Raw genomic sequence first — 13,891 nt, forward strand, 5'->3', positions numbered from 1 at the left:
CATATCCATGTCTTCAAATACTCCTTCTTCAGACTTCTTCTACAAGCTTCCAAAATCCCGACAACACATAATAGCACTTCTGGTTCTGTTTGTTGTTCCTTTCATCCTCTTTTATGCCACTACACTTGGAGGAAAAGAACTTCAAAGACATGACATTACCCAATGGAGAGGAGCTGCGGAGTCTATTATAGAATACCGCGCTGAATTTGGAGAAGAACCTCTTTGGGCTTCAAATATGTTTGGGGGAATGCCTTCTTTTGTTATTTCAACATTACCACAAACTGTCCACCTGGATTATTTTTCTCGTTTTTTTAGAGACATATATCCAGCCTTTCAGTATTGGGTACTTTTAGGTGGGATGTACTTTTTTCTGACTCTAATGGGCTTTAGATCGCTAACAGCCTTATTCGCAAGTTTGATGTACGGGCTCACCTCCTATTTTGCAGTAATAATTATTGCAGGCCATACCTCCAAGTTCTTCGCGCTAGCACTTATTCCCTGGATGTTTTCTGGGTACTGGCTCATTGCTAAAACCAAAGCAAAATTATGGGGACTACTCATATTCACCGCGGCAATGGCTCTTGAAGTACGAGCGGGACATATTCAAATCACATACTATTTCATCTACTTGCTAGGGTTTCTCTGGCTCTATGATGGTTGGTTATTATTAAAAGAAAAGTCATATAAAAAATTTGCCATTATTACGGGCTTCCTGGTTTTAGGTGGTTTGATGGGAGCTTTTGGGAATGCAGAGCGTATGCTCTCTCAGCAAGAGTACGCCAAGCACAGTACCCGTGGAGGTTCAGCAATCACTAATACCGATGGATTAGATTCCAATTATGCTTTCTTATGGTCTCAAGGTATCTCTGAAACACTAACCATTTTTATGCCCAATATTTATGGCGGAGCTTCACCAGACTATTGGGGGCCAAAAACTTCCACAAGCGGACCACACTATTTTGGAGCCCTGTCTCTGTTGCTACTAATTCTGGCCCTTTCGAGGGTTAGAGAAAAGCAGATGTACGTATTTTTTGGAGCTGGAGCCTTAGGGATTTTATTCGCATGGGGGGAGAATTTTGCCTTCTTCAACCAATTAGCGTTCGATATTATCCCTCTCTACAATAAGTTCCGAGCACCTGAAACATGGCTGGTACTACCTGCATTTGCCTTCTCGGTTGTAGCGGCTTATGCGCTTGCCTGGTTACTGGATCGAACTGATAAGACAGAAAGGAGCTTCAAGCAAGTACAAAGTCCTGTGATAATAACTGCTGTTCTGTTTGTAGGCATCTTCCTACATGTTAATTCTTTTGATTTCAAAAAAGACGGAGAGGTGGAACGGATTGCGTCACAAATTGCACAACAAAACCGGGTTAACCCACAAAATCCTCAGGTAATCCAACAGGCCAATAACTTTGTAAATACTCGTCTGGTGCCTGGGAGAGAAGAAAAAGCCAAAAGTGATTTACTACGATTCGGAATTATTTTAGTGATAGGAGGAGGAGTTGTTTATTTGCTCTATACTTCCAGGATAGCTACTGGACTTGCCGGGCTTATTCTTGTTACCACTATTGGCGGTGACATGATTTTAGTGGGGCAACGATATATGCCCGAAACCAGCCTTGTGAATTCCAATGTAGGAGCAGAAGAAACCATACTATCTAAGAAACGAGATTTAGATCAATTCCTGATTGATAACACTGACTCAGGAGAAGGCTATCCTTACCGGGTACTTCCTCTTCTGGATAATGCTTTCAGCAACTCGGAGCCAAGCTATTATTACCCATCTCTTGGAGGGTATAGCGCTGCAAAACTGAGTCTTGCTCAGGATGTATTCATGGTTAATGAAAATCCTCTTTTTAGTGGAAGCCAAGGGATAAATCTTGACCTATTGAGAGTTCTAAATACAAAGTATATCACTTATACCCCAGGCTTAAATCTAGCCGGATTGACCCCTGTTTTTCAAAGTAATAGCGGTGTGGTTTATGAGGTTTCTAATGTGTTGCCTAAAGCATTTTTTGCAGACTCAACTGTTACTGCAAACTCTCCAAATGAGGCTTATGAATTGATTTATAGCGGAAGAACCGACTTCTCAAAGATGGCCATTGTTGAAGGCTTTGATGCTGAAACGTATATGGATAGTACCAGTACCGTAGAAGTACTCACCTATAATTATGGTGCAGAAATGAGCTTCAATTTAAAACGATCTGAACCCGGCTTTTTGGTAATAAGTGAAATATTCTATGATGATGGATGGGTGGCTTTGCTGAACGGTGAAGAAGTTCAGATACATAAAACGAATTACTTGTTGCGCGGTATCCAGATACCAGCTGGAGAACATACTCTTGAACTAGATTTCAGACCCAGATCCTTTTACGGAGGTGTAATGCTTTCAAGAATTTCACTGGGTTTTCAGCTGGGGCTCCTTCTGTTAATAGGATTTTTAAAATTCAGGAAGAAACCTGAGGAAGGTGAAGAATAAAAAGGTACTTATAGTAACCTATTATTGGTACCCCTCAGCAGGAGTAGGGACTTACAGAGTCTCTAGGTTCGCAAAATACCTTTCCAGATTAGGGTGGGATGTAGTTATTCTCACCACCGAAAAAGCAGTAGCTGGGATGGAGGGTAAGCCGGACGACCCTGCTTTAGATAACTTAAAAGTTTACCGGTCTCGAATAATCGAGCCAACGAACCTTCTTAATAAAAAAAATAAAGATCAGGGTAGTACTAGTAACCCGGGGATTTTCTATCAAAAGGATAAAAAGCTTCTCGATAGGTTTGCGGTTTGGGCAAGATTAAATTTGATGGTACCTGATGCTAAATTCACCTGGAAATGGTTTGCTGTACCACTCGGTAAAAAAATAATCGAGTTAGAAAAACCAGACCTCATCTTTTCTACTTCTCCCCCGCCCACTACCAGCCTAATTGCTAAGAAACTAGCGGAATGGAGTAACCTGCCATGGCTGGCCGATTTTCGAGATCCGTGGACCAATATTTACTACTACGATGATAACCCTCAGAGTCCGTGGGCAAGAAAAAGAAACAAAAGATTAGAATCCTCTGTGCTTGATAGAGCCGATAAGATTACGATGGTAAATCACGGCTTTTTTTCTGATTCCAAGAACATCATTGAGAAGAAATCCACAAAAATCCCAAACGGATTTGACCCTGATCACATCGTAACTGAACAAGCCGCTAAAGAACCGAGCGATAAATTCTCTATACGATATTTTGGGAGCTTGAAGGCAAATCAGTATCCCAAAGCCTTTGTTGCTGCATTAAGGAATATTGAAATAAGCCACCCTGAAATAGCAGCACAAATACAAGTTGAGTTCTTCGGAAGTATTGATCCGATTTTTAAAAAGGATCTAGCAAATTCGGTAAAGAACATTACCTGTACATTTACAGGGTTCATCCAGCATGACGACATGATGAAAAAGGTCAAGAATACTGATCTGCTTTTACTTGCTATTGGAAGGACTAAGAACAGCAAATTCGCCTTATCTACTAAGGTGTTTGAATACATGATTTCAGGAAATCAGGTTCTAGGAATAGGTCCAATAGACGGAGCTGCTGCTCAACTAGTAAATGAAACAAATATTGGATCCTTCTTTGAGCATGATGATATGGAGGGTGTCACAGAGTTTATCCTAAAAAGTTATACCAACTCAAAAACGAACCAGGGATCGATACCCCCAAACAAGAGTGCAATAAGCTCCTACAGCTTTGAGAAACTTACCGAGAGCCTGGAAAAAATTATGCGTTCTCTTTTGGATTAGATTTCAGTTGTTCTCTCTGTTTTTTCCCCGACTTTGTATATGGTATGCTTTCCGCAGATTTGAATATTCTTGGAATTTTATAGGGCTCCAGCTTATCCGATAAGAACAATACAAGCTCTTTATCTTCTATTTTACTTCCATCTTCGAACTGAATAAACGCCTTAATCTTTTCACCGGTAACTTCTTTTCCATCGCTAACTGAAATACAAGCACTATCTTTGATAGCAGGATGTTGATTTAACGCATACTCGATTTCAGTAGGGAATACTTTTTTACCCCCTACATTAATTACATCATCTTTGCGCCCACTTAAAAAGACAAAACCTTCTTCATCTAGATAACCTAGATCACCCGTTTTGAACCAGCCATTTATAAAAGAGTCACCGGAAAGCTTATCATTTTTCCAATAGCCAATGGTCTGTATTTCTCCTTTAACAGAAACTTCCCCTACTTCATAATTCTTACATGGATTACCCAATTCGTCTAGGATACTTACACTTACATTTGGACTGGGCTTTCCCAAAGATTCCAGCTTTTCATTGAAGTCATGAAACTCCGTGAAAATGTTAGCAGCTACTTCAGTTAAGCCATAGTGCATACAAATTCTGGTAGTAGGTAAACTTGCTGCAATCTCTCTTTTATCTTCAATATTCATTGACGAACTACCAAATTCGATATACTTCAATTGCCGGAAGTACGGAATATATCGATCCTTGATAAGTTTTTTGATTACCAGAAAACCTGCAGGAACCAAACAAATACCTGTTGCTCCCCAATGCTCAATAGCCTCAAAAAAAAGCTTGGGAAACATAAAGCCATCAACCAAAATTATGGTAGCTCCCAAATAAAGATTTGTGCGAACACGCCTTAACCCAAAGGCATGGTGCAAAGGAAGTGGGATTATTTCCGTATCTGAATGATCATTCCCTATAAATTCATTAGAGTTGGTTGCTCCTGCTAAAATATTCTGATGTATAAGCTGTACTCCTTTACCAGAACCTGTTGTTCCGGTTGTAAATAGAATATCTGCTAAATCGCTCCTATCCGGAAATTCATATTCAACTAAAGGTTCAGTACCCAGTAATTGATCATCAAATGGAAACTGAAGTAACGAAAGCTCATTTTGAGTAGGATGTAGGATTATTTTAGGCTCTGTAATACTAAATACGTCTTGTACAGCTGTTTTAGGAAGTTTGACATCCAAAGGAATGGCAACTGCTCCCAACAAATGAGTTGCTAAATAAGCATATACGAATAGTGGACTCTTCTCCCCATAAAAGCACACTCTATCACCTTTTGAAATACCATTTTTTTTTAAAAAGGCAGCTACTTTTCGAGTGTTGACCGACACTTCCTCATAGCTCAGAGTCTCACCTTTCCAGATAATCGCAGTTTTTTTGGGAAACCTTTCTGCACTTGAAAAGAAACCTTCAACAATAGAGTTAGATTGATTCAACCTTAATCTTTGAGTTTTTTGTTCAGTAATTCCTTGATGTCAGCAATAGTACTGATTTCAATAATCTCCTCTGGATCCATTTCGATTTCGAATTCATCTTCTATTGCTGATATGATATTAATATGCCCCAATGAGTCCCATGAATCAATATCATTAGGCCCCATACTATCAGTCAATGTAATTCCCTCTTCCAGAAATAATACTTCCTTAATAAGTTTTTCTACATCTATACTCATTATCCCATAATTAACTCTTAGGAAGAATCTTTCTTCCTAGTGCCTGAAAGTTGTCTTTAATATCCTGGGTAACTGTTGCGCCCAATGAGATAAACACATTATTCCCAATATTGATCTTGTTCAGTATAGTGGCGTTAGGACTTATCCAAACATCATTGCCAATAGTTGTTGAACCCGCAATTGAAACACAACCTGTTATAAGGCAATTTGTACCAATTTGAACATTATGAGAAATATGAACTGACTTTGATATCTTAGTTCCTTCCTTTATTACGGTGTTTTCCAGTGTACCTCTATCAATAGTAGTTGCTGCTCCCACCTCAACCCAATCAGCTATTTCTAATCCGCCCAGGTGCGGCATACGTTCCCAGGTTCCATGTTCGGTTTTGGCCATTCCAAATCCTTCTGCCCCTAATATTGCTCCTGCCTCGATGAGAACATGGTTACCAATTTTGGTTCCATTATATACATAATTATTGCCATGAAGTACGGTATCATCCCCTATCACACATTTGCCGATATAACTATTAGGACCTATGTGGGCTGTTTTAGAAATAACTGCTTCGGGGTGAATAGTTGAGGATTCATGAATTCCGGGTTTAAAATTTGACGGGATAATGGCTCTAAGCAATCTTGAAAAAGCAAGCTTGGGATTTTTGACAATGAAAAACCCTTTTCGCTCTAAAAGATCACTGGTTAATTCAATGGACTCGTCACAAATAATTACCCTTGCTTCAGTTTGTTCTACCAGTTTTTGTTTGTCCTCTCGATTGGGACTGCACCAAACTAAAGACCGTTCATTAGCATTATCAATACTCCTCACATTATCGAGGAAATCGAAATTCTCACTTCCCTGAAAAATGAATTCTGCTGGAGAGTTCTCCATCAAAAATTTTGGAGTCCACTTATTCATGACTGGCCTTTATATCTAATCTCACAGACGAAACGGAGTATTTATTTTTTTTGATCATACTTTGAATCGTACTACTTCAAATGCCTCAGCATAAGCTTCTTTTATTTGCACGCCTCTTACCCTTGCAAGGCCTTCCATAAATTCTTTTGTAAAATAAGCTCTCTGTTTCTGGAACTGAGATTCGTATGTCGTCATCATTTCCCATTTCTTATCCAGATGCTTTTGAGACAACGTCACAAAGGCCTGAGTGGAAAAAGAAACATGGTTCCACGGAAGTTCATAACCCCAAATACTTACCTCTTTGAAAGCACGTAACGCCTCATTATATACTACCTGATGATCCTGATGTAAGTCGCTCCCCGATGGTACCAGTACAAGATCAGGATTGATCTGCTGCTTCAGCTTTACAATTTCTTCCAATACCTCCTGCCTGTGATAAGAAAGCATTCGTACTTTGTAATCGTAGATAAATAACTGCTCTTCGGGTACCCCTAAGGTTTTCATAGACGCCAAAAATTCATTCTTTAGCATATCGGGATCAGCACCCTCAGGAAGAGACGCCCGTGCTGTAGAAAATGCAGCTACATATATTTTCTTTCCTTCTTCGAAAAACCTGGCCATGGTGCCTCCACAACCTAACTCGGCGTCGTCAGTGTGAGGGGCTAGAATTAGAATTTTTTCCATACTCAAATATACACGTTGTTCAGTTCAAGGATATGGAATTTTGAAATCGTTTATTGAGAGAAAGTTATACTATCAATTCACGAATGAATTGATAGTATTTAGCAGTAGTTCTTCTTTTTTCTTCAAGCTAAAATTGTCCATTATATGCTTTCTTGCTTTTTGACCAAGTTCAACTTTATTCTCTACTGCATCAGCCTTTTCTATGACATCGGCTAATTGAGCCATATCCTTTTTTTGTAAAATAAATCCTGTATCTCCAATAATTTCAGGAATGATATTTACTGATGAACCTATTGGAATACATTCACAAAGCATAGCTTCGCAAAGGGCTAATCCAAATCCTTCATACATTGATAATTGAAGATGAAATGTAGACTTTTCAAATTCTTCTCTTAGTTCTTCCTTTGATAACTTTCCCAAAAAATGAACATTTTTTGAGGTATTACTTAAATTCTGTGGTGCATCAATTCCAGCTATATAAAAATTTCGATCGGGAAATTTTTCAGCCAAAGCCATGATTAAGTCTCCACCTTTTAAAATGAATTGAGCCTGACTGAATACAGCAATAAAACGATTATCCTCTCTGATTACATTCCCGATAGGCTTCCAGAATTCGGTATCTAAACCGTTATGAATAACCTCAAAAGGAGTCTTAGTATTTGGGAAATGGTGCCTTACCCCTTGGTATATGTCTTCTGTATTATAATCGTTTTTAGTGTAGATAAGAGAATCACTTACCGGCAAAAGGGCAGTGGCTAAATTATAAGATACCTTACATGCTAATCTGAGTACTTTCTTTCTTAGGTTTCCATATTGAATATGCGGCATGCTTGCACAATCTGTTCCATGCAGTACAATCAATACTGGAATATTAAAAACCTTCCCAAGGATGGAAGGAACTAATGCCCAATAACCACCAAACTCTATCAGTATTAGCCTGGCTCTTCTTAAATATTTGAACATTGCCAAGAACTGTAAGACTAAAAAAAAAGGAACATAGAATTTATTTTTCCAATTATATGAGTTCAATATAATATCATATTGACTAGATATAATTTTAATATCATTCATTATAAATGAACTTTTATAGGGAATTACTACTAATATTTTGTCCTTTTTCGCCATAAAATAAACTATAATTTATTTTATAAATATCTTGGAAAAATACCCTCGATTTGAGCACTTATAATTAAGTTACTCAATGTGATTGAGGATAATCCTTATTCTTTTGTGCTCAATTCTTATCATGATAATTATTGTCCCCAATCACTTTTTTAATCAATTTTCCTATAAAGCTAGTGGATATAGCTCTTTTGACAATAGACTTTCTATCGTTAAATATTACTCTCTTTTTTTCTTTTCCTACTTCTCTCTGATACTCAAATTCAGTGTATTTATTAAACTCATCCAACAGCTTTAAAAGACCTTGTACAACTTTGCGCCTTTTTTCAAATTTCATGGTCGAACTCCATGACGAAGAGGCATTAACTCTATAAACAGATCCCACGAAATCTAAATATCCGTATTTGCCTACCGTACCGAGAAAAAGTGAAAGTGGCATATCACCTACTGGTGAATCATAAAACCATTTGGGTAATTGATGAGCATATTTTGTTCGAAAAAAAACAGTAGGAGTAGGCATAAAATCTCCTGCCTTATAAATACTCTCTGTGAGGCTATATTTCTTTGTCTCTTCGTAGTTAACAGGTTTCTTTATAAAACTTTTGGATGGCTTTGCATCATTTCTGTATAAAGCAGCAGTAAAGCAAACAGAACAATCCTGATTGGCTTCCATAAAATCATATTGCTTTTGAAGCTTATTGGGATCTTTCCAATAATCATCTCCCTCACACAGGGCTATATAGTCACCAGCAGCTCTTAGATAATTAAATTCCACATTTATGACCGGCCCTATCTTACTTCTTTGGTTTTCTTTTTGATATATCGGCTTTATAAGTCTCGGATATTTTTCTTCGTAGCTTTTTATGATCTCCTGGTTTCTATCTGTTGATGCATCATCATTGATAAGGATTTCAAAAGCAAAACTTGTCTTCTGGCTAAGAAAACCATCTAATGTGTTAGATATATATTCCTCCTGATTATAGGTAATGCAACAAATGCTCACCTTAATACTATCGGAATACCAATTTGATATTATTTCTTCTTCTGAGAGTTCAATCACCTTAGTTCATATCGTATTTAAATTTTTTTAGCATAGGGCCTGCAATAGTTTCAAATTCGATAATCTCATCGGGTGTGAGCTCAAATCTGAATTTCCCAATATTCTTAACATCAGGTTTTTCCTGTGTTTTTTTCTTCCATGCCAGCAGCTCATTTGGCTCATTATTGCTTTTATAGTAGTCCAGCATTTGTTTTTCAAAAGAAATGTCAAGGAAAGAAGTAATTCTTGATAACTCTTCTTCAGTATTTGTGATTAAATCTTCATACCTAACCCAGATCGAATCTTCCACCTTAATCTTATCTAGAAAAAGCTTAATACGATTTATATTGCTTGACCACTCTTCAGCAATTTCTTCAATTGAGCTCGCTAATTTGGGTTTGTAATCAGAATTAGAGTGTACCTTCTTCATCGAGAGATATGAGCAAGCTACATCTCTGCCATCTCGAATAATAGATATATACTTTGCATTTGGAAATAGCTCTCCAATTAACTCGAGGTAACTAAGATAGTAGTTGTTCTTATCACCTAAGTACCTAACCATTTTATTCTTCTGAATAGCATAAGCTTCAATCACTAATAAACATAGCTCGGAATAAGTAGATGGCCTTTTCTTATTGAGAAACTGAGTAAGTAACTCAAAATCAAAATCCCAGGTTTCGATTTTCCTCGATGTCTTTAAGTCTTCTACATATTGTAAGACCTTTCTTTCATAGTGTATGTCTGAAAGCTGATCCGACCAATCCTGATACTTATCAAACCACCATTGAATAAACCCACATTCGGGGGGTATAATCATGGATTTATGCTCAGTAAGCATGAGCCTCAATAGAGACGTGCCTGATCTTGGATTCCCAAGAATGAATAAGGGAGTCTTTATTCTATGCATCCAGATATGATATCACAAATTTTAGCTTGCTCACTATTTTTAAGATCGTGGTAAAGGGGTAAACATAAAATCCTTGCTGCTATATCTTCTGAAATGGGTACTTCTCCTGATAAATAATCGAGAGTATTCAAAGAAGGATAGAAGTAACGGCGAGCAAAAATTTCATTTTCTGCTAATTCCAGTTCTAGTTTTCCGGTTACTTCTTCATTACTTAATACAATTGGAAAATAAGAGTGATTAATTTCAGCTTCAGACTCTGGTTTTTGAAACTCTAACTCTAATCCCTCCAAACATTCTTTATAAAAAAGAAATTGCTGTTCTCTTTTATGAAGAATTTCATCGATATATTTTAAATTCGTCAGCCCCATTGCTGCATGTAGTTCAGAGTTTTTTCCGTTTATTCCGACCCCATTAAATTTGTATGGACCATCATGTCCAAAGTTTCTCATGTATCTCATCCTCTGAAACAAATTACTATTCGAGGATATTACTGCCCCACCTTCAACCGTGTGATAAATCTTGGTAGCATGAAAGCTTGCAGTTGATATATCACCCCAATTAAAGATTGATTTACCCTTAAAAGTAGTTCCAAAACAATGTGCAGCGTCATAAATAACTTTTAGGTTATTTCTTCTCGCTATTTCACCAATTCTTTCTACTTCACAGGGATTTCCGAATACGTGGGTGGCCAAAATTGCAGAGGTCTGATCAGTAATCGCGCTTTCAATCTTGTCAGAGTCAATATTAAATGTACTATTGTCTATGTCTACAAAAACAGGAGTGCACCCTTCCCAAAAAATGCTGCTTGCCGTAGCTACATACGTAAATGGAGTAGTGATAATCTCCCCTTTTAATTCCAATGCTTTTATGGCAATCTGCAAAGCTATCGTACCATTTCCGGTAAAAAGGAGGTTATCAATTCCAAGATAGCTTATGAGTTCTTCTTCCAGCCTATTCACCAGAGGTCCATTATTAGTGATCCACTCTCTGTCCCAGGCGCCTTTAAGATATTCTGAATATTCTTCTAAAGGAGGGAAAAAAGGTTTTGTTACCTGAATCATTTTTTACTTCTATGTAGAAATTTTATGGCAGAAAACAGAAGATGGGTAACATTTGTAAGGATATAAGACCTATTCAATAAATTTATTCCTGTTTTAATCCAATCCTGTAAAATAGGATTCTGCAATCTTACCAACAGTATTTAGTTAGGTTAACATCTTAAATGAGATTGTAAAAAAGTACCAATTTTAGTTTTTAATTGCTCTTACCTCCAGTACTTCGAAAATCTTTCCGTTCATTAAGACATTTTTGAAATAGTAGTTCAATAAATACTGTTTTTTGAAATCCTCTTTTTCGAATAGGATTTGCCATATTTTCTTTCTCTCTTAAAAAAATAAATGCTTAGCTTCGCACCTTCCGCGGAATTGTTGTCAACACTTTTTTAATAGTTTTTAGAAATGTTTCTAAAGAAAATGCTCCACCCATTAAATCGAATACGGTTAAGGTTTTTAAACCGGTTAAAGTGGAAAAACACCTCCAGGATCTTCTGCATTTCTATGCAAAGAACGGGTACAACTTCTGTTGGTGATTTTTTCACCTACTTTGGCTACCCCGTAGCGCGTTGGGACGATTCGAAAAGGAATAAATGGTCAGGCTCATGGTTTGATGGAGATTTCGAATCCATATTCAATTCGAAAGATTTCTTATCCTTTCAAGTATTTGAAGATGACCCATGGTGGTATCCCGAGTTTTATAAGGTGTTATATCATAGATTTCCGGATGCTAAATTTATCTTATTTACCAGAAATGCAGATGACTGGTTCAGGTCACTAAAATCTCACTCTAACGGGAAAACGTTAGGCAATACGAAAAGGCATTGCAAGGTGTATCGACGTGAACAGGATTTCTATGAAAGGCTTGATACAGACCCACAGTTTAAACCTAAAGTATTCGAGATTGATAACCTGCTTAATCTAGAGGGATTTGGTGATCATTATAAAAAAATCTACACATTACGTAACAGGGAAGTTGTAGATTTTTTTGAAGAAAAAAGCTCTGGATCACTCTTCTATTGTGATTTGTATGACGACAAGAAGTGGCAGAAACTGGGAGCCTTCTTCAATATAGATGTTCCAGAAAATTTTGAACTTCACTCAAACAAATCTTCGAGTAAGATCAAACCTTAATTCTATTTAGCATTTTAAATTTAGGCCTTAAAATATAAATCATATTTTTGAAGAAAATTGGCTTCAAAATAAAACTAGTACCTAGATAAGTTCCTGCTCCCACGAGAATAAGAATTATCAATCTGACCCAGATTAATTCGAATTGAATACCATCAATAACGAATACTATTGCAATCATTGGTAATGAATATAGTAGAACGTGTATTATATCTTTAATTTGATCCGCTATTGGGTAAATAATCAACTTTGCAGTGTATCTCATATTCAAGAATAGAGAAAAATATGAACTGATTACCTGCCCAATTATCAATCCCCAAAAACCATATTGAATTCCAATAATAATTGCGATTAGTACCCCAGTCTTCTTTATAATTTGCAATTTCAGCAACAGGCCTGAATGCCCAAATATTTTTAGTACATCGGTATTCAAAACCTGTAAATGATTAATCATTCCAGCTATAGCTATTACCTGTAGTATTGGTACGGAGGGAGCCCATTTAGACCCTATTAACGTAATAATAAATGGTTCTGCGACTAATATCAGACCGGTCATTATGGGAAAAACGAAGTAAGACGTTACCTGAACTGTTTTTATGTGAGCGTCTGTTATTCTCTCTTGGTCGTCTTTTACTTTCGATAGTGTTGTGTAATTAGCTCTTGTCACAGATCCTATTAAATTTTCTGAGATCGAATTTTTAATGTTTTCAGCCTGTGAGTAAAAGCCCAGAATACTAAACTGGAAGTATTTGGCAATTAATACTTTGTACAAATTTTTAAAACTGATATCCAACAACCCCGACAGCATTAACTTATAACCAAAGCCAAAAAGCCTTTCAAAGGATTCCTTCCTTATAAACCCTTTGGGTATCCATGGATTGACTATCCAGAATAACAGTGAAGTAAAAAAAGCCATACTTACATATTGTATAGCTAAGGCCCAAACACCCAGGCCTTCTACTGCTGCATAAATAGCGAGTACCGAGCTTAACAAAAAAGCGACCAGATAAACAAAAGCATGCCCTTTGAAATTAATTTGATGTATGAATTGCGCTCGCTGGATAATTGAGAGGGAAGAAATTAATGGGGTAACTGCCATTAATTTTGTCAAGTTTATCAGTGTATCATTTTCATAAAACACACTAATGGGCTCAGCCGAAAACCATATAAGAATTGATAACAGAAAGGCTATTATTAGATTAACATAAAAAGTAGTAGCCCTGTCCTGGTCGGTGATATTCTTTTCTCTAATTAAAGCCTGACTAAATCCACTATCTATTAAAACCTGGGCAACGGCAAATACAATAATTATGGATGCTATTAATCCATAATCTTCAGGAGTTAAAATTCGAGCTAATACAATAGTTGAAGCAAACTGTATGGCCTTTCCACCGAACTTTTCAACACCAGCCCAAAAGACTCCTACTACTGCCTTATCTGATAACGATGACATTCAATTTTTACATAAAATTCGAATCGAAATGTATACTTTTTTTGAAGTAAAAGGTTCGCAAATCTAAAATCAGAATTTCACTTCCATGAATCTTATCTTCTCTCCTCATAAATTTTGCGATT

General features: G+C 37.0%; 12 protein-coding genes. 3 read left to right on the forward strand and 9 right to left on the reverse strand.

All coding sequences use genetic code 11. The annotated features are described in order from the left end of the window. The first annotated feature begins 7 nt into the window (after window positions 1–7). Both ED557_07710 and ED557_07715 read left to right on the forward strand, forming a co-directional pair. Window positions 8–2,479 (forward strand): hypothetical protein, encoded by a 2,472-nt coding sequence (locus ED557_07710; protein ID RNC83663.1) that lies wholly within the window; start codon window positions 8–10, stop codon window positions 2,477–2,479. Next, window positions 2,460–3,776, forward strand: a complete 1,317-nt coding sequence (locus tag ED557_07715) for a hypothetical protein (GenBank protein RNC83664.1) — start codon at window positions 2,460–2,462, stop codon at window positions 3,774–3,776. The genes ED557_07710 and ED557_07715 overlap by 20 nt, the downstream gene beginning before the upstream one ends. Here ED557_07715 and ED557_07720 read toward each other — a convergent pair. The 8 genes from ED557_07720 to ED557_07755 form a co-directional block, all read right to left on the reverse strand. Further along, the gene (locus ED557_07720; protein RNC83665.1) at window positions 3,754–5,232 is read right to left on the reverse strand and encodes a long-chain fatty acid--CoA ligase; all 1,479 of its coding nucleotides are present in this window, start codon (window positions 5,230–5,232) and stop codon (window positions 3,754–3,756) included. The genes ED557_07715 and ED557_07720 overlap by 23 nt on opposite strands. Before the next feature lie 2 nt (window positions 5,233–5,234). Continuing rightward, window positions 5,235–5,468: an acyl carrier protein gene (locus ED557_07725; GenBank protein RNC83666.1), complete on the reverse strand. Its 234-nt coding sequence runs from the start codon at window positions 5,466–5,468 to the stop codon at window positions 5,235–5,237. Between the two features lie 10 nt (window positions 5,469–5,478). Beyond that, complete coding sequence (locus ED557_07730) at window positions 5,479–6,381, reverse strand: UDP-3-O-(3-hydroxymyristoyl)glucosamine N-acyltransferase (protein ID RNC83667.1); 903 nt, start codon at window positions 6,379–6,381, stop codon at window positions 5,479–5,481. A 54-nt stretch (window positions 6,382–6,435) separates the two neighbouring features. Beyond that, a complete protein-coding gene (locus ED557_07735; protein ID RNC83668.1) occupies window positions 6,436–7,065 on the reverse strand; it encodes a PIG-L family deacetylase in 630 nt (209 codons plus the stop codon). A gap of 72 nt (window positions 7,066–7,137) precedes the next feature. After that, complete coding sequence (locus ED557_07740; protein ID RNC83669.1) at window positions 7,138–8,190, reverse strand: glycosyltransferase; 1,053 nt, start codon at window positions 8,188–8,190, stop codon at window positions 7,138–7,140. A gap of 109 nt (window positions 8,191–8,299) precedes the next feature. Further along, window positions 8,300–9,247 carry a glycosyltransferase gene (locus tag ED557_07745; protein RNC83670.1) on the reverse strand — a complete coding sequence of 316 codons (948 nt, stop codon included), beginning with the start codon at window positions 9,245–9,247 and terminating at the stop codon, window positions 8,300–8,302. Window position 9,248: 1 nt separating this feature from the next. After that, window positions 9,249–10,133, reverse strand: coding sequence for a sulfotransferase (locus tag ED557_07750; protein RNC83671.1), 885 nt, complete (start codon window positions 10,131–10,133; stop codon window positions 9,249–9,251). Continuing rightward, entirely contained in the window at window positions 10,121–11,194 is a 1,074-nt protein-coding gene (locus ED557_07755) for a DegT/DnrJ/EryC1/StrS family aminotransferase (GenBank protein RNC83672.1), read from the reverse strand. The genes ED557_07750 and ED557_07755 overlap by 13 nt, the downstream gene beginning before the upstream one ends. A gap of 495 nt (window positions 11,195–11,689) precedes the next feature. Here ED557_07755 and ED557_07760 point away from each other — a divergent pair, with 495 nt between their 5' ends. Continuing rightward, window positions 11,690–12,319 (forward strand): hypothetical protein, encoded by a 630-nt coding sequence (locus ED557_07760; GenBank protein RNC83673.1) that lies wholly within the window; start codon window positions 11,690–11,692, stop codon window positions 12,317–12,319. On the opposite strand, the gene ED557_07765 is transcribed toward ED557_07760, so the two are convergent. Further along, entirely contained in the window at window positions 12,309–13,769 is a 1,461-nt protein-coding gene (locus ED557_07765) for a lipopolysaccharide biosynthesis protein (protein RNC83674.1), read from the reverse strand. The genes ED557_07760 and ED557_07765 overlap by 11 nt on opposite strands. Window positions 13,770–13,891: the final 122 nt, after the last annotated feature.

The sequence above is a fragment of the Balneola sp. genome, assembly GCA_003712055.1.
Taxonomy (GTDB): Bacteria; Bacteroidota; Rhodothermia; order Balneolales; family Balneolaceae; genus RHLJ01.

What these genes read in the sequence shown, in the direction of transcription:
- ED557_07710 (RNC83663.1), top strand. Translation starts at nt 8, where the DNA reads ATGTCTTCAAATACTCCTTCTTCAGACTTCTTCTACAAGCTTCCAAAA.
- ED557_07725 (RNC83666.1), bottom strand. Translation starts at nt 5,468, where the DNA reads ATGAGTATAGATGTAGAAAAACTTATTAAGGAAGTATTATTTCTGGAA.
- ED557_07730 (RNC83667.1), bottom strand. Translation starts at nt 6,381, where the DNA reads ATGAATAAGTGGACTCCAAAATTTTTGATGGAGAACTCTCCAGCAGAA.
- ED557_07735 (RNC83668.1), bottom strand. Translation starts at nt 7,065, where the DNA reads ATGGAAAAAATTCTAATTCTAGCCCCTCACACTGACGACGCCGAGTTA.
- ED557_07740 (RNC83669.1), bottom strand. Translation starts at nt 8,190, where the DNA reads ATGGCGAAAAAGGACAAAATATTAGTAGTAATTCCCTATAAAAGTTCA.
- ED557_07750 (RNC83671.1), bottom strand. Translation starts at nt 10,133, where the DNA reads ATGCATAGAATAAAGACTCCCTTATTCATTCTTGGGAATCCAAGATCA.
- ED557_07755 (RNC83672.1), bottom strand. Translation starts at nt 11,194, where the DNA reads ATGATTCAGGTAACAAAACCTTTTTTCCCTCCTTTAGAAGAATATTCA.
- ED557_07760 (RNC83673.1), top strand. Translation starts at nt 11,690, where the DNA reads ATGCAAAGAACGGGTACAACTTCTGTTGGTGATTTTTTCACCTACTTT.
- ED557_07765 (RNC83674.1), bottom strand. Translation starts at nt 13,769, where the DNA reads ATGTCATCGTTATCAGATAAGGCAGTAGTAGGAGTCTTTTGGGCTGGT.